A 21329-nucleotide genomic window follows, 5' to 3' on the forward strand; every position below is an offset into this window, starting at 1 on the left:
GCTACATGCTGATGAAAAAAAAGATCGCTGTACTGCGGGCCAATGCCCTCGGTGATTTCATATTTGCATTACCCGCCTTGCGGGCGCTGAAAGAAACCTACCCGGATAACGAGATCGTATACCTGGGTAAAAAAATGCACCAGGCTTTACTGACAGACCGCCCGGGCCCGGTAGACCGTGTTGTGGTGGTACCGCCCTATCCCGGTGTAGGTGAAGCAGAGCACTACGAGCCCGACCATGCACTGGTGGAAAGCTTCTTTGAACAGATGCAGCAGGAGCAATTCGATATCGCAATACAGATGCACGGCGGCGGCGGCTTCTCCAACCCCTTCCTGCAAAAACTGGGCGCCCGGCTGAATGTAGGCTTACAGGCGCCTGATGCGCCCCCACTGGATATCAACATCCCATATGTTGTGTACTACAGCGAGATCCTGCGTTTCCTGGAAGTGGTGTCCTACCTGGGCGCCAATACCCGTCATATTGCTCCGGCCATCACTGTGATGGATAAAGACCTGCAGGAAGCAAGGGCAGCTATGCCCGGGCAGTACACCGGCCGCATTGCGGTGATCCATCCGGGGGCAACAGATCCGCACCGCCACTGGCCCGCCATCCATTTTGCAAAGGTGGCAGATTACCTGGTGAACGAAGGATACACCGTGTACATCAACGGCGTAGCGGAAGAAAGCTACCTGGCCGACGCCATACTGCAAAACATGCAGCAGCGCAAGGGCGCCTACAGTCTTTGCGGGAAGCTGGGCATATGCGGACTCACCGGCCTGCTGTCTATGGCAGCCATCGTAGTGTCTAACGACTCCGGGCCGCTGCACCTGGCTTACGCACTACGGGTTCCCGCAGTTGGCATCTACTGGGTAGGTAATATGATCACGGGTACGCCCATGACCAGCGCGCTGGCGCGGCCACTGATCTCATGGACCAGTCAATGTCCTTTATGCGGACTGGAAACAAAAAAACTGAAGACCACCATTACCAGCTGTAAACACAACACTTCCTTTGTTGCAGATATAACGGTGGATGATGTGATACATTCGGTACAGGACCTGCTCTGCAATATGCATGAGCTTAAAGCCGTGATATAATGGATAACATTAACAAAATAGCCATACTGCGTGCATTACAGCTGGGCGATATGCTCTGCATGATCCCCGCGGTACGCGCCATTAAAAAGGCATACCCGCAAGCGGAAATAACTTTACTTGGCCTGCCGGGAAAAGAAAATTTTGTACAACGGTTCAATCATTATTTCAGCAGGCTGCTACCGTTTCCCGGGTGGCCCGGCCTTCCGGAACAGGAAGCCGATCCCGCCGGGATTGCACGTTTCCTGCTGGATGCGCAGCAGGAACAATTTGACCTGGTCCTTCAAATGCAGGGCAGCGGTGCCCATACCAATGACTGCTGCTTCCTGCTGAATGGCAGGATAACGGCAGGACTCCGTGCCGCAGGCGTGTGGGCCCCCAATGAAACGCTGTTCCCGCTCATGACCGAAAGCGAGCATGAAATATTGCGCCTGCTGAAAATAGTGCACGCGCTGGACATACCCATAGACGGCACCGCACTGGAATTTCCTATCCATGCAGAAGAATACGCAGGGGCGGGGATGATCATGGAGCTGTTAAACCTGCAGGCAGGCAACTATATCTGCCTGCATCCCGGCGCACGTGATCCGCGGCGCCGCTGGTCTGCCGCCCATTTTGCCGCCGTGGGCGATGCGCTCGCAGCCATGGGACATACAATAGTTGTTACCGGTGCTGCAGAAGAAGCCGCCCTCACACAGGCCGTCACTGCACAAATGCAATACCCCGCCATTGACCTGGTTGCGCAGGCAGGGCAAACCACCATCGGCGAAATGGCAGCCCTCATTCAAAGTTCGCAGCTGCTGTTAAGCAATGACACCGGCGTTTCTCACATTGCCGCTGCGTTATGCATACCCAGCGTCATCATCTTCTCCGACTATTCTGATCCCGGCCGCTGGGCGCCCCTCAATGATCAACTGCATACCGTTGTGACAGCCGCGCAGGCAAACAACCTGGCGTATGTGGCGGACAAATGTGTTGGAAAAATAAATGTAAATAGTTTGAAGGTTTGATAGTTTGAGCGTTTGAAAATTTGAAGGTGGCCAAAAGCGGTAGGGCGCCTTCAAACTTTCAAACATTCAAACGCTTACACCTCCCTGAATTGCGCGGTGAAATGTCTCAGTAACGGTGTTTCATAAGTGATCTCGTATCCTTTGATCTGGTCGCGGTTCCTGAATACTTCTACGATCACTTCCGCTACGTAGTCAATATGGCTCTGGGTGTATACCCGGCGGGGAATAGCCAGGCGTACCAGTTCCATTTGGGCGGGTATCAGGGATCCGTCTGCCGCGTACTTACCGAACATCACAGATCCTATCTCTACACCGCGCACGCCGCCTTCAATATACAATGCTGCGCACAGCGCCTGCCCGGGATACTGGTGTACGGGAATGTGCGGTAGAAATGCCTTAGCGTCCAGGTACACGGCATGGCCACCGGTAGGTTTGATATAGGGTACGCCTGCGGCATCCAGCTTCTCTCCTATGTATTCAATACTGCGGATGCGGTATTGCAGGTAATCTTCCTGCATCACTTCTTCCAGCCCGATAGCAATGGCTTCCAGGTCGCGCCCTGCCAGTCCGCCGTAAGTGGGGAACCCTTCCGTAATGATCAGCAGGTTGCGGCATTCCATTGCCAGCTGCTCATTGCGCAGCGCCAAAAATCCGCCTATATTGGCGAATGCATCTTTCTTGGCGCTCATGGTGCAGCCGTCTGCATAGGAGAACAGTTCCTGCGCAATGGCCAGGACGGTTTTATCTGCATAGCCCTTCTCCCGTTTCTTGATGAAGTAGCAATTCTCTGCAAAGCGGCAGGCGTCTATAAACAACCGTACACCGTATTTATCGCAGACCTGCCTGGCGGCGCGTACATTTTCCATACTTACAGGTTGCCCGCCGCCGGAGTTATTGGTTACCGTAATGATCACCATGGGAATATTTTCCGCGCCTTTTTCCTGTATGAACTGCTCCAGCGCCTGTATATTGATATTCCCCTTAAAAGGCGCCACCAGTGCAGGCTGTTTTCCCTCTTCACAGAGCAGGTCTATCCCTTCTGCCCCTGAGAATTCAATATTGGCGCGCGTGGTATCGAACAGGGTATTGCTCACAAAATATTTTCCTTTACCACCGCAAATGCTGAAAAGTATCTTTTCTGCCGCCCTTCCCTGGTGGGTGGGGATAATAAAGGGCATACCGGTGATATTCCGCACGCTGTTCTCAAAGCGGAAAAAGCTCTCGCTGCCTGCATAGCTCTCATCACCCCGCATTACGCCGGCCCATTGTTCGCTGCTCATGGCGCTGGTACCGCTGTCTGTTAACAGGTCAATGATCACATCCCTGGCATGGATCAGGAAGGGGTTGTAATGTGCTGCCGAGAGTATCTGTTTACGCTCTTCACGGCTGGTAAAATAAACAGGTTCTACAGACTTTATCTTAAAAGGCTCTATAATTGTTTTCATTGCAGATATCAGTTTAGGGAATACAGTATTGGACACTCCGCCCAAAAGGGAGCATCTCATTTCAACATGTAATACTATTCAATAAGGGAATGCCGCCTGTAACAAGGCGTATGTTTGACCAGCCGGTCAGGTGGGACTTTTGATGATATTTTTCCAGAGGTTCATCCAAACAAAAATAATAAAAAAGTTTGAGGTTTGAGGTTTGTTGCACGTTATAAGTTGTAGCAATTCGCCAGTTCGAAAGCCCTGCCATAAACCATCAACCTCCAACGAACCTCAAACCTCAAACCTCTTCAAACTTCAAACGTTAATATCTCATCCTCGCCGCCATTACACTCCCCGCAGGCATCTGGGATTTATCGAGCATGAATACGGCGGCGCCGGTTTCTATTGCCTTTGCAGCGGCGGCGTTGATCATGCATTCGTCGCCGGCCTGCTGGGATGAATGCAGCACGAGTTTATTGTCCTGTTCATTGAAATTTCCCCACAGCTGGGCGTCTTTCCGGATGAACAGCGTATCCACGCGTGAGTAGTAGCAGGCGGGAATGATATCATCCGGCATGGTGGAGGTAAGGCCGTTGCCGCTGTTATTACCATATTGTTCCAGGGCCTGTCGCCGTTCCTCTTCAAAGTAGGGCTTCATTTTCTCGCGAGCTTTTTCGTACAGCGCGTTGATGTTCTCGTGTTCAAAATTGCCTGTCAGCGCATCATCTACTACGTGCCTGTAATTTGTTCTTTTCCTGAAGATGGGGATCATGTATTCTACTGCCGCCAGCATCAGTGGAACATGTTGTGTGGATAGCAGCTCTTTCCACAGGGTTTCATCCACTTCATCCATGTACATGGAAATATTCGCCTTGTCATCGGGTCTGCCGGAACCGGTGCCATGGTAATTAGCCCCTTGTCCTGCACCGGAGCTGCCCGTACGGAAAAGCTGCTGGCCATCTTTCTCCTCGAAATGCACCACATCATCAATACCGCGCGGCATGCCTTCAATGGGCACTTCCTGCATACCAAAGGCGTCTGCTTCGTATAAGGTAGCTTTCCGTTTACTGATTACCAGCAGGTAGAAATGTTCCCTGCTGGTGAGCAATGGCAGCAGGGGACTTGTATAGAATGAGTGATTAACATAACACTGCTGATCTACACTGTATGGCAATTGAATATATTTGAAATAATCCTGCGCAATAAAAACGCCCAGCCCCTTCTGTTGTTTGCGCCAGAAGGCATCATCCCGCTGCATATCAAAACCGGCAGCTAAAAGCGGCTCTACCTGTTCCCGTGGTACACCTTTCTGCAGCAGCTGCTGTTGCGCCTGTTGCAGGAGGTGTTTGAACAGGATGGGGTCCTGCCGTTCGTTCACCTCCACACCATATTTATGTGCAGGCATGTAGAGCGTAATGCAGTTATCTGCGCGATGTGTGGCCAATGCCCTGAAATCTTCCCGGGTTAAACGTTGATTCACCGGTTCAGCCTGCCGGGTTTCCGCAGGTTTATCGGGAGCGTTGTATCGCTTCCTGGACAGTACATCCGGCTCTTCTCTCAATGAATTGGCCAGGTGTTCTTCTTCATCTCCTTTTGCTGTGTTCCGGTTAACATGCCGCATGTGCACATTGGGGGCCAGCTCATCCTCGCCGGAGGTATATTTCTCCGTTATTTCCTCATCTCTTTCCAGCGCTGCAGGGTCCATATTATCGCGCAAACCCAGCTTGCTTTCGCGGCCTGAGCCTGAGGGTTTCCCTTTCTTCGGATGAAATGTTCCTTCTCTATCTTTTCCCATGATACAAGATTTTAATAAGGTTGGCACAAACACTATACCATTAAGGCTTGGCAAAAAACCCAGATCATTTGTATATTTATCGCATGCTAGAACAATTACAACAATTCATTCGTCATCTTCCGCCATTTGTAGGAAATGTAGTGTTGGCCGCTTGTGCCCTGATTACCGGTTTGATCATTAAAGGATTGCTGGCCCTGGTCTTGCGTAAATCTCCGCAGGCGCCGCCGGACGAGTATTCTGTTATCCGGTCTGTTCTCAAACGTATGGGCAAGCCTGTGAATTATTTTCTGCCCATACTGGTACTGAATATGGTCATACCACTGATGGAGCTGGCGCCGAAACAGCAAAGAACAATCAGCTCTATAGTGGAAGTGCTGGTGATCATTAGTTTTGGTTATATCCTGATCGGTGTTGTAAAAGTACTGGAAGACTATATTGAACATGCATACGATCTGCGCAAGGCTGATAACCTCCGCGAACGCAAGATCAGAACGCAGTTGTCTTTCCTGCGCAAAATAGCCGTCACCGTGATCGTAATACTGGTGGTCTGTGCGGTATTGCTGAGCTTTGAAAGCCTCCGTAAGATCGGTACCGGTTTGCTCACCGGTGTGGGTGTTGGCGGTATCATCATCGGTTTTGCAGCACAACGTTCGCTGGGTAATTTTCTCGCGGGTCTGCAGATCGCGTTTACACAGCCCATCCGTATTGATGATGTGCTGATCGTGGAAGGAGAATGGGGAAGAGTGGAAGAAATTACGCTCACCTATGTAGTAGTAGGCATCTGGGATCAGCGTAAGCTGATATTGCCTATCAATTATTTTATTGAGAAACCTTTCCAGAACTGGACCCGCACCGGTTCTGCCATACTCGGCACTGTATTTCTCTATGTGGATTACTCCTGCCCTGTAGACGCCATCAGGAAGGAATTTGAAAGATTACTGGAAGATCATCCGCTGTGGGACAAGCGAGTAAAGGTAGTGCACGTTACCAATGCCACTGAAAGAACAATGGAGGTACGCCTGCTGACGAGCGCCAGCACCTCCGGTAAGGCATTTGACCTGCGTTGCGACCTGAGAGAAAAGATGATCGCGTTTATACAGCAAAACTACCCGGACAGCCTGCCAAAGATCAGGCTGGAAGAGCCGCAAAAGATGCAGAACGCTTAATGTTAAATACTAAACGCAGAACGCGTAACGCAAAACGCCTGGTGTATCACTCTATCAGCGTTCAGCGTTACGCGTTCTACATTCTACATTATTTAATTGTTTCTTCTACTTCACCGCAGGTCAGCATCTGGTCGCCAAAGTAGGGATTTTTAATTTCCGCTGCGGCAGATAACCAGTTGGCGCCTTTGTCGTTATTGGCCATGGGGCAATAATCCACGTACAGCTCACCGCTGCTTAAGCCGCTGGATTTCACCAGTGCAATCACATCTTTGCTTAATAAAGCGTACAGTTCACGCTGATCCGCCAGGCTGGATGCAGCCGCTATTTTCTGCGCATTATCTGCAATAGCAGCCGCATTGTCAAGTTCTTTTGCGCTTTCAGCGATAGCTGTACCTGCTACCTTTGCCTCTGCAGCGTCGCTATTGATCAGCGCTGTGGTAAGATGTACATAGTGCTGGTATACCCCATTCGCTTTTTCATCCTTCAGCTTTACAGGCGCCGCAGGAGCTGTTGTTGCATGGTCTTCATGCGCTGCAGCGTTTTCTTTTGCTGCATTGTTATTGCCGCCGCCACAGGCTGCCAGCAGGATCATTGTCAATACCGGTATACCGGCTTTCATTGCTTGTTTTAACATAATCATTGAAAGTTTAAGCGTTTAAAAGTTTGATAGTTTAAGAGTTTGATGGTTTATTGAATGGCGTACAATATCAGTGGTGATGTCCCGCCATGGGATTGGCGCCTTTCTTCAGCACAAATTCGCTGTACAGCAGGTAAGCGCCGCTTACCACTACCGTTTCGCCTGCCTGTAATCCTTCTTTGATCTCTACCTGGTCTGCATTTTCAGCGCCTGTTTTAACCATACGCGGTATATAGCGGTCGCGCCCTTTCCTGATCCAGATGTGTGCGCCTTTTTCATCGCGGATCACAGCGCCAGCGGGTAGTGTGATCACATTGGAACGCTGTGCGGCGGGCAGGTAAATATTGGCCTGCATACCGGGTTGCCATAATTGTTTATTGTTGGAGATGGTGCCTCTCAGCCGGGCCACCTGCGTACCGGTTTGCAGCGCCGGACTGATAAACTCCACCTGCATATCTGCTGCCTGGTCTTCCCATCCGCTTACCGCCACTTTTACCTGCTGCCCGATGCGTACCTGGTTCAGCTCCGCAGGATATACATCGGCTTCCACCCACAGCTGGTCGTAATTCTCCAGCTGCAGGATGGTGCTGCCTTCAGCAACATACTGCCCCTCTCCTGCTGATACTGCGGCTACAACGCCATTGACGGCAGCGGTATAGGTAATGTAGGGATCTGCCTTTTTATTTTGCCGGATCTGCTCCAGCGTATGTGCAGATACATCATACAATTGCAGTTTCTGCCGGGCGGCATCTTCTATCTGCTGAAAGCGGGCATTATCCGGGAACGCCTCGCGCTGTGCCACTGCCACCAGGTATTCCTGCTGGAGGCTGGCCAGCTGTTCAGAATAGATCTTATACAGCGGCTGCCCCTTGTGTACCGGTACGCCGGTTTCCTTTACATACAGCTGTTCAATACGGCCCGGAACACGGCTGCTGATGTATACGGTACGTTGCGGGTTCACTGACAGCCGCCCGTTCAGTCTTTTAAAATTACCCAGGTCGCCCGCGCCTGCGGTGATGGTGGTAATATTGGCCAGCGCCACCTGGTTGCGGTCCAGCATCAGCTCATTACGCTTACCTGCGGCGCTCACCGCTACCAGGTCCATCCCGCAGATGGGACAGGATCCCGGGCCGTGCTGTATGATCTGCGGGTGCATGGGACAGGTATAAGTCTGCTCCCCTTTGTCTGCCGTTTTCTTTGTGTTGCAGGCGCTCAGCAGGAGCACAGGCGCTACTACGGTCATGACTATATTACGGATAAAATGTTTTCTTTCCATGTGCTGATCATTTTATAAAGCTTTCGCTGTCTACCAGGTAAGCCGCATTGGCAGCCACTTCCCAGGCCGCCGTACTATCCGGTACCTGGATATATCCGCCTGCTTTTGTACCTGTATGGATGGTAAAGGGTTTGTATACGCCCCCTTCCTTTTTAAACACTACATGCCTATCACCCAGCTGCAGTACAGCCGCCTGTGGCAGCCATACGCCCTCCGGCGCTTTCAGGGTAAGGCTTGCCGTCAGCAATTCACCGGCTTTAAAAGCCTGGCCCTGGAGGTACACGCGCAGCAGCATAAAGTTCTCCCCATTGCGGAAAACCGGTTGTACCAGTCCGATAGCAGCTGCTATTTTGTGGCTGCTGTCTGCCAGGCTTTGCAACTGTATGGCCTGGCCTTTCCGGATCTCTGCAGCAAAAGAAGATGGTACTGCAAATTCTCCTACCAGCTTATCTGCTTTGTAAATGGTAAAGAGATTTTCCCCGGCGCTTACGTATTGTCCTTCCCGCAGCAACACCGGCGTACCGGCGGCTGGCGTTGCAGGCTGCACGGCGGAAGCGGGCATTGCCGCGTTCATGCCTCCCATATCACCTACAGCCGGAGCAGCAGATACTGTTGTGTTAACGGCCGTTTTAGCTGCCTTGTCAATAATATACCCGCTGGCGTTACTGTAAACAGACACACTATAAGCCGGCTGTCGGCTGCGTAATACCTGTTCCAGCTGAGCAGCAGTCATGCCAAGCAACAGCAGCCGCTGCTTTGCGGCCTGCAGCAGGGCCGGATCATCATTGCCTTCGGCGATGAACAGCAGTTCTCTTTGCGCGGCTACCAGCTCCGGTGAATAGAGCTGCATGATGAGCTGCCCCTTCTTTACAGGCTGATAGTTGTATTTGATATAGAGCTTTTCTATACGGCCCGCCACCCTGCTGGCGAGTCCTGTTTCGCTGCGGGTATCATATACCGCCACGCCCTGCAGCTGGCGGGTAATCGGCTGTTCCAGCTTCGCGGGACGAATAGCGGGTAGCTGCGCCACCACCTGTTCATTCACCGGTTTCAGCAGCGGTAGCAGTGCGCTGTCCCGGTCGTAGCGGTGGGCAGGTTCCTCATGACCATGGCCATGATGCTGCGCTTCTCGCGGTGCCTGCTGTTTGCAGGCAAACAGCAAGACCATGAGCTGCAGGAACAATATATTAGCGATACAATTGTTTTTCATATTCCACGATCATTTCATAATACTTGAGCTTTTCATTCAGCAGGTCTGCCTGCGCCATGGTAAGCGCTTCCCAGTCGTTGATGATCACCGGCAGTTCCAGCTTGTTTTCCTGGTATGAAAGGAAATCCGCATCCAGTGTTCGCTGCAGCATGGGCAGGATCTTTGTTTCGGTGGCGGCAATATGCTCCTGCATAGACAGGATGTCTGCTTCCATACCATACAGCATGCCCTGTGTTTCCTGCAGCATACCGGCTTTTTCCATCTGCATGGATTGCACATTCAATTCCATGGCCTTTACTTCGTTCTTGTACATTTTAGAGGCCCAGGGCGCAATCGGCACGCTCACCATGCCCATTACACTGTATTGCCTGGGCATTCCGTCGCCCAGCGGCGCCATATGATCAAAACGCACCTTGAAATCAGGCCGCTTGCCCAGCTTCATGGCATCGATGTTCAGCTGCATGGATGCAATGTCCGCATCCATTTTACGTATATCCTTCCGGGTATCCGCCAGTGTGGCGGTATCGTAGGTGGCGGCAGGCCTGAACACCGGCGCAAATGTGGTGTCTATCTCAAAGGCTTCCAGTCCCGGGCGGTTCATCAGGCTGTTAAGCCAGGCCCGGGCTTTGTCGATCACGCCATGCTGCATATGGATCATGTTATCATTCTCTGCTACCCGTCCGCTCACTTTATAAATGCTGCCTAACTGCGACTGGTTATAGGGATATCTTACCTCTGCAATCTTCTTCATCGTTTCCATGATCTCCTGGTTGCGTTCCAGCACACGGATGCGTTCTTCAGCGATCAGCCAGTTATAGTAAAGGCGTTTAGCCTGTGCTTTCAGATCGTTCAGGCTTACTTCCCTGTTCACACGTACCGCCTCCGCCTGCGAAGCGATATATTTTTTCTTTGCCCGCAGTTTGGAGGTATTCGGAATATCCTGCTCAATCTCGAACATAATGGAACCCTTGTCCATCTCGCTCACCTTTTGCCCGGGGTAAGGCGTCATAAACGTACCTACGCCCAGCATCGGCGCCATCCAGGCCGTAGCCGCCTCGGCGCTGTATTTATAAGCATCCGCCTTCAGTGCATAAGACTTCAGCTGTACGTTGTTGCGTTCAATGCGCTGCAGGATGGTATCCAGCGATAATACGGGCTGCTGCGCCAATAGTTGTAAAGGCAGCATGCACAGCAACCCTGTCATTATTTTAATGTTGCGTGGCATATACTTCCAGTTTACCGTATTTGCGTAATTCATATTCTTTTGTCATTAAAAAGATCAGTGGCGTTACCAGCAGGATATGCGTGGAGGAGGTGAGCACACCGCCGATCATGGGTAATACAATGGGCTTCATTACATCTGTACCTACGCCGGAAGCCCACAATACCGGTACCAGGCCAAACAGCGACACGCATACCGTCATCAGCTTGGGCCGCAATCTTTTGGCGGCGCCGGAAACCACGGCTTCCAGCAAGTCGGCCCGGGTAATGGTTGCCGCAGCATTACCTTTCTGCTTCACCAGCTGCTGCATGGCATCGTTCAGGTAGATCACCATCACAATGCCTGTTTCCACCGCTATACCAAACAGCGCGATAAAGCCAACAGCCACCGCTACGGAGAGATTCACGTCCCAGAAATAGATGATATATGCGCCGCCGATCAGTGCAAAGGGTACGGTGATCAGGCTCAGGAAGGCTTCTCTCACAGAATGAAAGGCGAAGTACAGGGAGAAGAAGATCACCACCAGTACAACCGGCGCAATCCACATCAGCGTTTGTTTACCGCGGATAAGGTTTTCGTATTGCCCGCTCCATTCCAGGAAATATCCCTGCGGCAGTACCTGTTTTTCCGCATTGATTTTATTGATCGCTTCCTGTACGGTGCTGCCGAGATCGCGGCCCCTGACGTTGAACATCACTGCTCCGCGCAGGATGGCGTTTTCGGAGGTGACCATCGGCGGACCGTCCTCAAAGCGCACTTCCGCCACTTCGCTTAACGGTATTTCTCCAAAAGCGGGAGAGCGTAGCGGTATACGGCGTACCTGGTCTACACTGTTGCGGTAGTCCTGCGCCAGGCGCACGCTGATGGAAAAGCGTCTGCGCCCTTCTATGGTGTTGCCGATGGGAGCGCCGCCCAGTGCGGTTTCTACGGTCTGGTTCACATCATCCACGCTCAACCCGTAACGGGCTAATGCGTCTCTTTTAATATCTATCGCCAGGTATTTGCCGCCCGTCACCGGTTCCACGTAAAGGTCCTGCACACCGGCGGTACCTTCCAGCGCCCTTTTTACTTTCTCTGAAACCGCTGCAATGGTATCGAGGTTTTGCCCGAACACCTTGATGCCTACATCCGTACGCACACCGGTAGACAGCATATTGATACGGTTGATGATGGGCTGCGTCCATCCGTTCACCACGCCGGGTATCTGCAGTTTGGCGTCCAGTTCCGCGATGATATCTTTCTTGGTGAGGCCCTCGCGCCATTGCGATTTCGGCTTCAGCATGATGATGGTCTCTATCATGCTGATGGGCGCATTGTCTGTAGCCGTGCTGGCCCTCCCCGCTTTGCCGAGTACCTTATCTACCTCCGGTACTGAGCGGATAATCTTATCCTGCACCTGCAGAATACGTTTGATCTCTGTGTTGCTGACATCCGGTAAGGTAACCGGCATAAAGAGGATGCTTTGTTCATCCAGCGGCGGCATAAACTCTGTGCCCAGGCTTTTCAGCAGGGGGATGGAGATCAGCAGCGCCAGCACATTAATGGCCAGTGTGGTTTTGCGCCAGCGCAGCACCCAGCGGATCACCGGTTCGTAGAGGCGTTCCAGTATACGGTTCACCGGGTTGGCATTGTCGGGCCTGAATTTCCCTTTCATAAAGAAAGAGATCAGCACCGGGGCCAGGGTGATCACCAGCAGGGCGTCTACCAGCATGATGAAGGTTTTGGTAAATGCCAGCGGATGGAACAGTTTTCCCTCCTGCCCGGTGAGCATAAACACGGGCAGAAAAGAGGTGATGATAATGATAGTGGCAAAGAACACGCCTCTGGACACCTGCTTGCTGGATTGCTCTATCACAGCCAGTCTTTCTGTCTCGCTGATCCAGGACGGTTCTTTACGGAATATTTTTCGGAGCCAGTTCATAGTGTTTTAATTTTCCTGTTTGTTTTGCTGTGAGGCTGCATAGCGTTCTGCCAGGTGTTTATAGGCATTCTCGCTCATGATGATGCCATTGTCCACGATCACGCCGATGGCCAGCGCAATACCCGTTAATGACATAATGTTGGAGGAAATGCCGAAAGCATTCAGCAGGATAAAACTCGCCGCCAGGGTAATGGGTATCTGTATGATGATACTGAGTGCGCTCCGCCAGTGGAAGAGGAAGACGATCACCACGATGGAGACAACGATCATTTCTTCTATCAGCGTGCGTTTGATGGAGTTCACAGATTCCTTGATGAGCGTACCGCGATCATATACAATATCGAATTGTACACCGGCAGGCAGGCCTTTTGCCACTTCCTTCATTTTTGCTTTTACACGGTTTATCACCGCGTCTGCGTTCTCGCCATAGCGCATTACCACGATGCCGCCTACCCTTTCACCTTTACCATCCTGGTCAAAAATGCCCAGCCTTGATTCGCCGGTCATCTGTATTGTGGCTATATCTGCCACGCGGATGGGAATGGAGTGCTGGTTCTTTACCGGGATGTTCCTGATCTGTTCAATGGACTGCAGGTAGCCGCTGGTTTTAATGATATAGCCGATATCGCTGAGCTCAAATTTGCGGCCGCCGGATTCATTATTATTGGTACGTACGGCATTGATCACATCTGCCACACCCAGTTTATAATACAGGAGTTTATTGGGGTCGATGGTGACCTGGTATTGCTGCTGTGCGCCGCCAAAGGAAGCGATCTCGCTAACGCCCGGTACGTTTTGCAGGGCAAATTTCACGTACCAGTCCTGTATAGCCCTTTGTTCTCCCAGGTCAATATCCGGAGCATCCAGCGTATACCAGAGTATGTGCCCTACACCGGTGCCATCGGGGCCCAGGGTAGGCGAAACGCCGGGCGGCAGCTGGCGGGTAATGGTGCTGAGTTTTTCGAGCACCCGTTCCCTTGCCCAGTAGATATCCGCATCATCTTCAAAGATGACAAAGATGAAGCTCATACCGAACATGGAATTGGCCCGTACATATTTCACTTTGGGAATACCCTGCAGGTTGGTCACCAGCGGATAAGTCACCTGGTCTTCTATGAGTTGCGGACCGCGGCCCATCCATTCCGTAAATACGATCACCTGGTTTTCAGACAGGTCGGGAATGGCGTCGATAGGGTTCTTTTTCACGGCGAAGAATCCCCAGGCAAACAGGCCGGCTGCCAGTACGATCACGATGAAACGGTTACGTAAGGACCATTCAATGATCTTATGTACCATAAAATTGTAATTGTTAGTAATAAAAAAGGAATGCGGAAACATCCTTTGCAGGAGGCAAAGGGAACAAGCGGGGTTATCTTATCAGATGCGGAAATTACAGTGCAGGAGGAAAACAGGAACATCGTCCGTACCCGGTGGTGCGGCCGCTACGGGAAATTCGGTAGCCAGGGATACCGCTTTTATGTCCGGCAGGGTATATGCCGTTGTGGGGGTGGTGACAGTGGGTATCAACAGGAACGGCTGAATATTTTCTGCTGCGCGCTGATCTTTCTTCAGTTTCAGCTCTTTATACTCATCTTCGCAGCATTTCTTTTTGCCGATGCTGGTTTCCTGGGAACCTTTCTTCATGCCGCAGAAGTCACACAGGTCCTTCTTTTCACTGCCCAGCTCCCATTTCACGAGCTTGCCCATGCAATAATGCAATTGCACGTTGGCGCCCATGGCGGTGCCGAGGTAGATGAAGGTTAATATGACGGCGATGAAGCGTTTCATGAATAAGCAAAAATAGTGATTTTTGAATGAAAGCAGGAAGACGAAAAAAGGAGCCCCTTAGACCCCTTCCGCCTTATACCCTGCCTTTTGCATGGCGGCAATAACATCTCCTTCAGCTACTGCTTTATCTGTAGTCACTGTCAGCGTTCTCTCCGGGCTTTCCAGGTTCACTTCCCAGCCATCGCGCCCGGCTACTTCGTTCAGGAAAGGTGTAACAGTAGCTACACAGCCGGAACATTTGATATTTGTTTTGAACTTTAACGTTTTCATACATCCTTGCTTTAATGTTGAGTCAAAGTTAGCGCGGAAGCGAGGCGAAGCGTTTACATTTTAAGCGATACTTTTTACATAATTAATCATCCACCGCCACCGTCACCTCATTATCCAGCGGGAAACTCTGGCAGAGCAGTATATATCCCACCTGCAGTAACTCATCGCGCAGGGCGTAATTGGCTTTCATATGTACTTTACCACACAGCAGCTTACCCGCGCATCTGCCGCAGGTGCCGTTCTTACAGGAATAGAACAGGGGAATGCCTTCTTCCAGCGCTGTATCCAGAATACTTTTGCCTGGCATTACTTCCAGGAGGTTGCTGCGCTCAAAGAAATGCAGTAATACTTCATTGCTGGCATCCGGCAGTGGAACTTCCTGCACAGCGGCGGCGGGGTTGAAATACTCTTTGAGCAGCTGTTGCGCCGGTATCTCCAATGCACCTGCTACGGTTTCCGCCAGTGTGATCAGGCCTTCCGGACCGCAAACAAACCAGGCGGCCTTTTGCAGCTTCTCTCCCATCATGGCGCCGATCATCTCTTTCAGCAGCGGGCCATTCAACCGTTCATTGATGTACCGGCGGCAGTCTGCTATCCGTTCACGGTCATGCCTGCTGAAAACATAGTGCACCTGCAAACGCTCCGGGAATTCCGCTTCCAGTAAATTCAGCTCATTAAAGAAGAGCGTATTTTCCTGCAGGCGGCTGGCATAAATTATATTCACCTTTACGGCTGAACGATACAGCAGCGATTTTGCGATAGAGAACAATGGCGTCATACCACTGCCCCCACCTATCAGCAATACCTGTTCGTGTGCAAAACGGGCTACATCTGCGGTAAAGATGCCGAGGGGGCCTTCTATTTCCCATTCCTGTATTTCGTGGGCATGATCTGCCAGGTAATTGCTTACCAGGCCGCCTTCCAAACGCTTTACAGTAATAGCCGGCGCTTCACCGGTGTAGGGAGACGAGCACAAGGAATAAGCGCGTTGTTCCGTTTTTCCGTTGATGGTGATATAGACGTTCACGTATTGTCCGGGCAGATAATCAAAGGCTTGTCCATTGGTATCAAACTGTATGGTCACTGCATCTGCTGCCGGGTATATTATCTTCCTGGTTTTCCAGGTATATCGTTGCATTATCATGTTACGTTCTAAAATTTGGACAGCTTCAGGCGCAGGCTGTTGCTCACAACGGATACGGAGCTGAGCGCCATCGCCGCCCCTGCTATCATGGGGTCTAATAAGAACCCGTTAAAAGGATAGAGTATGCCCGCTGCCAGCGGTATCCCTACCAGGTTATAAATAAATGCCCAGAACAGGTTCTGCCGTACGGTACGTACGGTGCGGCGGGACAGTTTCAACACCTGCGGTATGCTGTTCAGGTCTGACGTAATGAGCGTGATCTTCGCCACATCCATGGCAATATCCGATCCTTTGCCCATGGCGATGCTCACATCTGCCTGCGCCAATGCATGGCTGTCATTAATACCATCCCCTACCATGGCCACTACCCTGCCCTGCTGCTGCAGCTCTTTTACAAAAGCGGCCTTATCTGCAGGCATCACCCCCGCCTTATAGTGCTGTATACCGGTTTCGCGGGCTACTGCGGCTGCTGTCTGGGCCTGATCGCCCGTCAGCATATAAACGGCGATACCACGTTGCTGCAGGGTGGCAATCGCCTGTTGGGAAGTCGCCTTGATCTTATCCGCAATGGCGATGATGCCCGTCACTTTTCCGTTGGCCGCAAAGGCGATCACCGTTTTTGCGGCATCCTGCCATTCCGCAGCTTTAGCGGCGATGGCGGCATCGGGCTGTATGCCGTGCTCTTCCAGGAGGCGGCTGTTACCCACCAGGAACTGCTGTCCGTTATACTGCGCCTTTATACCGCGCCCGCTGAGGTTGTCGATGCGATTAACATCTGCCACCTGTACGCCTTCGCTTTGTAAGTGCTGTACCACGGCGATGGCCAGCGGATGTTGCGATTGCATCTCCATCGCCAGCAGTACCGGTTTGCCATCATCCGAAGAAAAGTATATATCGGTAACAGCGGGTCTGCCTTCCGTAATGGTACCGGTTTTATCCAGAATGACCGCATTTACGCGGTGAGCCAGTTCCAGGCTTTCTGCGTCCCGGATCAACATATTATGCTCAGCGCCTTTGCCTACACCTACCATGATGGCGGTGGGCGTTGCGAGGCCCAGGGCACAGGGACATGCAATCACCAGTACGGTAACCGCAGCCAGCAGTGCGTGGGTAAAAGCATGCTGTCCGCCTGCGATCATCCAAACCGCAAAGGTAAGCAATGCAATACCAATCACCATGGGTACAAAGATACCGGCAATCTTATCCGCCAGTTTTTGTACGGGCGCCTTGCTACCCTGCGCTTCCTGGACCATTTTGATGATCTGCGCCAATACGGTGTCTCCGCCCACTTTCTGTGCACGGAACTGGAAACTGCCCTGCTGGTTAATGGCCCCTGCAAATACTTTTTCGCCGGCAGTTTTTTGCACCGGTACAGGTTCCCCGCTGATCATGCTCTCGTCTACATAAGACGATCCGGCTGTTACTTCACCGTCTACCGGAATCTTTGCGCCCGGTTTTACGAGGATAATATCATTCACTTTTACCTGTTCTGCAGGCACTTCCTGCTGCTGGCCATCCGGCTGTACCAGCGTTACGGTCTGGGGCTGCAGGCCCATCAGCTTTTTAATAGCGGAAGAGGTGCTGGATTTGGCTCTTTCCTCCAGCAGTTTGCCCAGTGAGATAAAGGCAATGATCACTGCTGCGGCCTCAAAATATACATGCGCATGTAAACCGCGCTGATGCCAGTAGGCCGGATAGATGGTGTTGAATGTGCTGAACAGCCAGGCAATTCCGGTGCTCAGCGCCACCAGGGTATCCATACTGGCATCAGCGCGGAACCGGGCCTGTTTCCATGCATTGACAAAGAAAGAGCGGCCAAAATAGAAGACTACCGGGGTAGACAGCGCCATCATGATCCAGTTGGCATAAGGTATATTCATGAAGAACATGCCGATGATCACCACCGGCAATGTAAGCACGGAAGACCAGATGGTTCGCTGCTTCAGCGCCTCGTATGCTTTACGTTGAGCCGTTTCCTTTACTTCCTGCCGGTTCTCTGTATCTAAGACCAGGTCGTACCCGATAGCGCGTACGGCGTTTTGTAATGACTGCGGTGTGGCGATGCCCGGATCATAAGTTACCCAGGCGCTCTGGTTGGCGAAATTTACGCCTGCATCCTGTACACCTTCGGCAGCTTTCAGCATGGACTCCACGCTTACGGCGCAAGCGGCACAAGTCATTTCCAGTACCGGGAAGGTGTCTTTCTTCAATTTATCCTTTATCATCGTTGTTGCCATAGCTCATCTGTTTTATGCAAATTTACCCCGGATCACAAGGCTGGCGCTTATACAATAAAGGGAAAGATGTACATAATTTACCTGGGGGGATGCTGGCCTAATTGTTCCTTCTCTTTACGCAATTTGATGAAATAGGAAGGATTAAGACCCGTTTGCGCCTTGAACTGGCGCGACAAATGCGCTTCGCTGCTGAAGCCAAGCCGGAAAGCGATATCGGCCAGTGTGGCGGGTGTATAAACCAGCAGCTCTTTTACTTTTTCTACGCGGTAAGCAATGATGTATTTTTCCAGTGTAGTGTTTTCTGCAGCGGAAAATGCCTGGCTCAATACTTCATAGGATCGGTGCAGCTGTTTAGCCGCATATTTTGAAAAGCGGAAGTTCTCCGGGAAATCGAATTCGCCGGAGTATACGGAGGCCACCAGGGCTTTGATCTTATCTACGAGTTGCTGTTGTTTATCTTCCAGCAGGCTGAATCCCAGTGCTTCCAGTTTTTCAGCGATTAACTGCATGTCTGGAGACTGGCTGGATGAGATGGTTGCCATCCCGAGGTCAATATGCAATACTTCCAATCCCAGTGCTTCCAGCGCCTGTTTTACGGCGGAGATACAGCGCTGGCAAACCATTCCCTTTATGTGAAGCGTATATTGCGGCATAGGGGGCAAAGTTCGGTTGTTTTAGCGGGATGGGTGTTATATAATAAGGGGGAAGATTTATATAATTATACGTTTAAAATCCGTGAGGATATGAGGTTGTTGATGTCTACTTCCAATGCCTGGGCAAGTTTGACGATGGTGAGAATGGTGATGTTAATTTCGCCCTTTTCCATTTTACTGATAGTACTATTATCTATACCACACAACGCATATAGCTCACGTAAGCTATACCCTTTAGCCATTCTCACCTTTTTCAGGTTGGCTCCAAATTGCTGTAATATCTCAGCGTCTGTTTTATTCATCGTGAGTAAGATGAACGAATTTTATAAAAAAAATGCGGTATTTTAACCCCTCAATTGAATTTTTGTTTATCTTCGCATTATCATTGTATAGATTACTTTGCCCCTAATTTACTAACCGCATAAATTAATTTTATGAAGGTCCTGCTATTAATAGCTACTATCAGGCTATTTGATGGGACCGGGAATAACTTTGTCGATTTTTATTTTTCCATTGTTGTTAAAAATCTTTCCATATGTCCAAACCTGTTTTTACCCCCGTATTTGAAGCATTGCATGAAAGGATACAGGAGCTCCCTGAAAATTTTAAAGATTTTGTCATCAGCGAATGTAAATGGAGTGAGGCCTGGTATCATCTTTACCGGCAGTACCCTGAGATGTGCAGTATAGAAGATCAAATGACCCTGCTGCAAGTAGCGAATGATCTTGCTTATGATCTGCTGGCATTAATAGCACGGTGTAAACGGTCATTATCGGAGCAAAAAAACAACTATTATGAGCACCTGTAATTCCTGCCAGGAATATTACACGGAAGATCTGTCAGCTGGCAACATCGTTCTGTTATCTTACACGGAAGTTCTGTCAGCTTACAACGCCGTTCTGTAATCTTACATCAATGTTCTTCGATCTGTCAGGGAAGTTCTGTCAGCTTGCAATACCGTTCTGTTGTCTTACACGGCCGTTCTGTCAGCTTACAACGCTGTTCTGTTATCTTACATCGATGTTCTTCGATCTGTCAACGCCGTTCTGTTGTCTTACATCGATGTTCTTCAATCTGTCAGCATCTCATCCTGAAAAAACATTACAGTTTGGAGCGCTTTATGGGTCAATGTATTTGTGGGATGTGAGGTTAATCCTGCTTAGTTGCTTTTTGTACCAGCTAAATACAATGAAAAGTCTTCATCCGGGAAAAGGGGGAAAAGGACCGCTTTTAATCCGTTTCCCCCTTTACAGGATATTGGTTTGCCCGGGTATGGGTAACAGCATTATTCCGACGATGCATCTGCGAGGTCATATACGGCGTTCGGGTAATCGGTGTACCCGTTTTCGCCGCCGGCGTAATAGGTATCGCGGTTACTTTCGGCAAGCGGCAGGTGATGCGCAAATCGTGTTACCAGGTCGGGATTGGCAATGAAGGGTGCGCCAAAAGAGACCAGGTCTGCCAAACCTGCTTCCAGGATGGCGTTGCCACTCTCCTGCGTGAAGCCCAGGTTGGCCATTAGCCTGCCGCTATAATGCCTGCGGAAATGGCTGAAGTAATTATCCTGCAATACCTCTACCGGTGTGCCGCTCAGATCTTCTGCAGGACCAACGATATGCAGGTAGGCCAGGTTGTAATCATTCAGCTTTTTAAGGATATACTGGAACATCGGGATGGTTTCCACATCGGGTTTCATGATGCCCACGTGGCTGATCGCTACGGGCGTAAACTTGATCGCTACACGGGTACTGTTCCATACCGATGTAACGGCATCCAGTATTTCAAAAACAATGCGGGCGCGGTTTTCAATGCTGCCGCCATATTGGTCTGTACGCTGATTGGTAGCCAGGCTTAAAAATTGCGGGATCAGCATCCCTGTCTGCGCATGAATCTCGATGCCGTCAAACCCAGCGTCTTTAGCGTTTTGTGCAGCCTGCCGGTAGTCCTGCACCGTTTGCCTGATCTCTGCAACGGTGAGCTCCCGCGGTGTAAGCGAGTCTTTAAAACCATTGGGAGTAAAAGATTTCGTCTGGGGATTAATTGCCGAAGGTCCCGCCGGTAGTTCGCCGTCAAAGAAATCAGGATGGGATGCTGCGCCAATATGGCCGAGCTGCGAGAAGATCACACCGCCTTTATCGTGCACGGCATTCGTCACTAGTTTCCATCCCTCTACCTGTTCGCGGGTATAGATGCCGGGCACATTGATAAACCCGATTGATTTTGCATTCACCCATGTGCCTTCAGACAAAATTAATCCTGCAGAGGCGCGCTGCGCATAATATTCAGCCATCAGGGGCGTAGGTACCAGGCCCGGGTTAGTGGCGCGTCCGCGGGTGAGCGAGGCCATTACCACCCGGTTCCTTAATTTCAGATCGCCTAACTGGTATGCTTCCAACAGCGGCTGTTTCACCTTTTTCATGATCTTTTTTCATGCAAACCTATGACGCATCAGGAGGCATAACAATATCGGCGAAGT

17 protein-coding genes and 1 pseudogene are annotated in these 21329 nt (G+C 50.9%); 4 read left to right on the top strand and 14 right to left on the bottom strand.

Features of this window, described 5'->3' with window-relative positions; genetic code table 11:
- Nucleotides 1-11: 11 nt before the first annotated feature.
- Nucleotides 12-1097, top strand: coding sequence for a glycosyltransferase family 9 protein (locus Q0577_RS25095; protein ID WP_298741253.1), 1086 nt, complete (start codon nt 12-14; stop codon nt 1095-1097).
- A complete protein-coding gene (locus Q0577_RS25100; RefSeq protein WP_298741255.1) occupies nt 1097-2104 on the top strand; it encodes a glycosyltransferase family 9 protein in 1008 nt (335 codons plus the stop codon). The genes Q0577_RS25095 and Q0577_RS25100 overlap by 1 nt, the downstream gene beginning before the upstream one ends.
- A 74-nt stretch (nt 2105-2178) precedes the next feature.
- Here the strand turns inward: Q0577_RS25100 and Q0577_RS25105 are convergent, their stop codons facing one another.
- Nucleotides 2179-3549 carry a tryptophanase gene (locus Q0577_RS25105; RefSeq protein WP_298741256.1) on the bottom strand — a complete coding sequence of 457 codons (1371 nt, stop codon included), beginning with the start codon at nt 3547-3549 and terminating at the stop codon, nt 2179-2181.
- 307 nt (nt 3550-3856) lie between these two features.
- Nucleotides 3857-5329 carry a hypothetical protein gene (locus tag Q0577_RS25110; protein ID WP_298741257.1) on the bottom strand — a complete coding sequence of 491 codons (1473 nt, stop codon included), beginning with the start codon at nt 5327-5329 and terminating at the stop codon, nt 3857-3859.
- An 83-nt stretch (nt 5330-5412) separates the two neighbouring features.
- Here Q0577_RS25110 and Q0577_RS25115 point away from each other — a divergent pair, with 83 nt between their 5' ends.
- Nucleotides 5413-6495: a mechanosensitive ion channel domain-containing protein gene (locus Q0577_RS25115; protein WP_298741259.1), complete on the top strand. Its 1083-nt coding sequence runs from the start codon at nt 5413-5415 to the stop codon at nt 6493-6495.
- 88 nt (nt 6496-6583) lie between these two features.
- Here Q0577_RS25115 and Q0577_RS25120 read toward each other — a convergent pair whose 3' ends face one another.
- The 11 genes and pseudogenes from Q0577_RS25120 to Q0577_RS25175 form a co-directional block, all read right to left on the bottom strand.
- Nucleotides 6584-7129 carry a DUF3347 domain-containing protein gene (locus tag Q0577_RS25120; RefSeq protein ID WP_298741261.1) on the bottom strand — a complete coding sequence of 182 codons (546 nt, stop codon included), beginning with the start codon at nt 7127-7129 and terminating at the stop codon, nt 6584-6586.
- Nucleotides 7130-7202: 73 nt separating this feature from the next.
- Entirely contained in the window at nt 7203-8408 is a 1206-nt protein-coding gene (locus tag Q0577_RS25125) for an efflux RND transporter periplasmic adaptor subunit (RefSeq protein WP_298741263.1), read from the bottom strand.
- Nucleotides 8409-8415: 7 nt separating this feature from the next.
- On the bottom strand, nt 8416-9618 hold the full coding sequence (locus Q0577_RS25130) for an efflux RND transporter periplasmic adaptor subunit (RefSeq protein WP_298741265.1): 1203 nt from the start codon (nt 9616-9618) through the stop codon (nt 8416-8418).
- On the bottom strand, nt 9596-10843 hold the full coding sequence (locus Q0577_RS25135; RefSeq protein ID WP_298741267.1) for a TolC family protein: 1248 nt from the start codon (nt 10841-10843) through the stop codon (nt 9596-9598). The genes Q0577_RS25130 and Q0577_RS25135 overlap by 23 nt, the downstream gene beginning before the upstream one ends.
- A pseudogene (locus Q0577_RS27280) lies at nt 10827-14099 on the bottom strand (CusA/CzcA family heavy metal efflux RND transporter). The gene Q0577_RS25135 and the pseudogene Q0577_RS27280 overlap by 17 nt, the downstream one beginning before the upstream one ends.
- A gap of 39 nt (nt 14100-14138) precedes the next feature.
- Entirely contained in the window at nt 14139-14549 is a 411-nt protein-coding gene (locus Q0577_RS25150; RefSeq protein ID WP_298741272.1) for a hypothetical protein, read from the bottom strand.
- A 57-nt stretch (nt 14550-14606) separates the two neighbouring features.
- Nucleotides 14607-14819: a heavy-metal-associated domain-containing protein gene (locus tag Q0577_RS25155; RefSeq protein ID WP_298741273.1), complete on the bottom strand. Its 213-nt coding sequence runs from the start codon at nt 14817-14819 to the stop codon at nt 14607-14609.
- An 82-nt stretch (nt 14820-14901) separates the two neighbouring features.
- Nucleotides 14902-15963, bottom strand: coding sequence for an iron-sulfur cluster-binding domain-containing protein (locus Q0577_RS25160; protein WP_298741274.1), 1062 nt, complete (start codon nt 15961-15963; stop codon nt 14902-14904).
- An 8-nt stretch (nt 15964-15971) separates the two neighbouring features.
- Nucleotides 15972-18200, bottom strand: coding sequence for a heavy metal translocating P-type ATPase (locus Q0577_RS25165; protein ID WP_298741275.1), 2229 nt, complete (start codon nt 18198-18200; stop codon nt 15972-15974).
- A gap of 77 nt (nt 18201-18277) precedes the next feature.
- A complete protein-coding gene (locus tag Q0577_RS25170; RefSeq protein WP_298741276.1) occupies nt 18278-18853 on the bottom strand; it encodes a helix-turn-helix domain-containing protein in 576 nt (191 codons plus the stop codon).
- A 65-nt stretch (nt 18854-18918) separates the two neighbouring features.
- Nucleotides 18919-19155 (bottom strand): helix-turn-helix transcriptional regulator, encoded by a 237-nt coding sequence (locus Q0577_RS25175; RefSeq protein ID WP_298741277.1) that lies wholly within the window; start codon nt 19153-19155, stop codon nt 18919-18921.
- 233 nt (nt 19156-19388) lie between these two features.
- Between Q0577_RS25175 and Q0577_RS25180 the strand changes: the two genes are divergently transcribed.
- Nucleotides 19389-19661, top strand: a complete 273-nt coding sequence (locus Q0577_RS25180; protein ID WP_298741278.1) for a hypothetical protein — start codon at nt 19389-19391, stop codon at nt 19659-19661.
- A 477-nt stretch (nt 19662-20138) separates the two neighbouring features.
- Here Q0577_RS25180 and Q0577_RS25185 read toward each other — a convergent pair whose 3' ends face one another.
- Nucleotides 20139-21272: an alkene reductase gene (locus Q0577_RS25185; RefSeq protein WP_298741279.1), complete on the bottom strand. Its 1134-nt coding sequence runs from the start codon at nt 21270-21272 to the stop codon at nt 20139-20141.
- Nucleotides 21273-21329 lie beyond the last annotated feature (57 nt).

It is taken from the genome of uncultured Chitinophaga sp. (assembly GCF_937898475.1).
Classification (GTDB): Bacteria; Bacteroidota; Bacteroidia; order Chitinophagales; family Chitinophagaceae; genus Chitinophaga.

Bases quoted from the DNA above. Each gene is read 5' to 3' on its own strand.
- Q0577_RS25130 (WP_298741265.1), bottom strand. From the start codon at position 9,618: ATGAAAAACAATTGTATCGCTAATATATTGTTCCTGCAGCTCATGGTC.
- Q0577_RS25175 (WP_298741277.1), bottom strand. From the start codon at position 19,155: ATGAATAAAACAGACGCTGAGATATTACAGCAATTTGGAGCCAACCTG.
- Q0577_RS25105 (WP_298741256.1), bottom strand. From the start codon at position 3,549: ATGAAAACAATTATAGAGCCTTTTAAGATAAAGTCTGTAGAACCTGTT.
- Q0577_RS25155 (WP_298741273.1), bottom strand. From the start codon at position 14,819: ATGAAAACGTTAAAGTTCAAAACAAATATCAAATGTTCCGGCTGTGTA.
- Q0577_RS25150 (WP_298741272.1), bottom strand. From the start codon at position 14,549: ATGAAACGCTTCATCGCCGTCATATTAACCTTCATCTACCTCGGCACC.
- Q0577_RS25100 (WP_298741255.1), top strand. From the start codon at position 1,097: ATGGATAACATTAACAAAATAGCCATACTGCGTGCATTACAGCTGGGC.
- Q0577_RS25120 (WP_298741261.1), bottom strand. From the start codon at position 7,129: ATGTTAAAACAAGCAATGAAAGCCGGTATACCGGTATTGACAATGATC.
- Q0577_RS25185 (WP_298741279.1), bottom strand. From the start codon at position 21,272: ATGAAAAAGGTGAAACAGCCGCTGTTGGAAGCATACCAGTTAGGCGAT.
- Q0577_RS25125 (WP_298741263.1), bottom strand. From the start codon at position 8,408: ATGGAAAGAAAACATTTTATCCGTAATATAGTCATGACCGTAGTAGCG.
- Q0577_RS25110 (WP_298741257.1), bottom strand. From the start codon at position 5,329: ATGGGAAAAGATAGAGAAGGAACATTTCATCCGAAGAAAGGGAAACCC.
- Q0577_RS25115 (WP_298741259.1), top strand. From the start codon at position 5,413: ATGCTAGAACAATTACAACAATTCATTCGTCATCTTCCGCCATTTGTA.
- Q0577_RS25180 (WP_298741278.1), top strand. From the start codon at position 19,389: ATGTCCAAACCTGTTTTTACCCCCGTATTTGAAGCATTGCATGAAAGG.
- Q0577_RS25160 (WP_298741274.1), bottom strand. From the start codon at position 15,963: ATGATAATGCAACGATATACCTGGAAAACCAGGAAGATAATATACCCG.
- Q0577_RS25170 (WP_298741276.1), bottom strand. From the start codon at position 18,853: ATGCCGCAATATACGCTTCACATAAAGGGAATGGTTTGCCAGCGCTGT.
- Q0577_RS25095 (WP_298741253.1), top strand. From the start codon at position 12: ATGAAAAAAAAGATCGCTGTACTGCGGGCCAATGCCCTCGGTGATTTC.
- Q0577_RS25165 (WP_298741275.1), bottom strand. From the start codon at position 18,200: ATGGCAACAACGATGATAAAGGATAAATTGAAGAAAGACACCTTCCCG.
- Q0577_RS25135 (WP_298741267.1), bottom strand. From the start codon at position 10,843: ATGCCACGCAACATTAAAATAATGACAGGGTTGCTGTGCATGCTGCCT.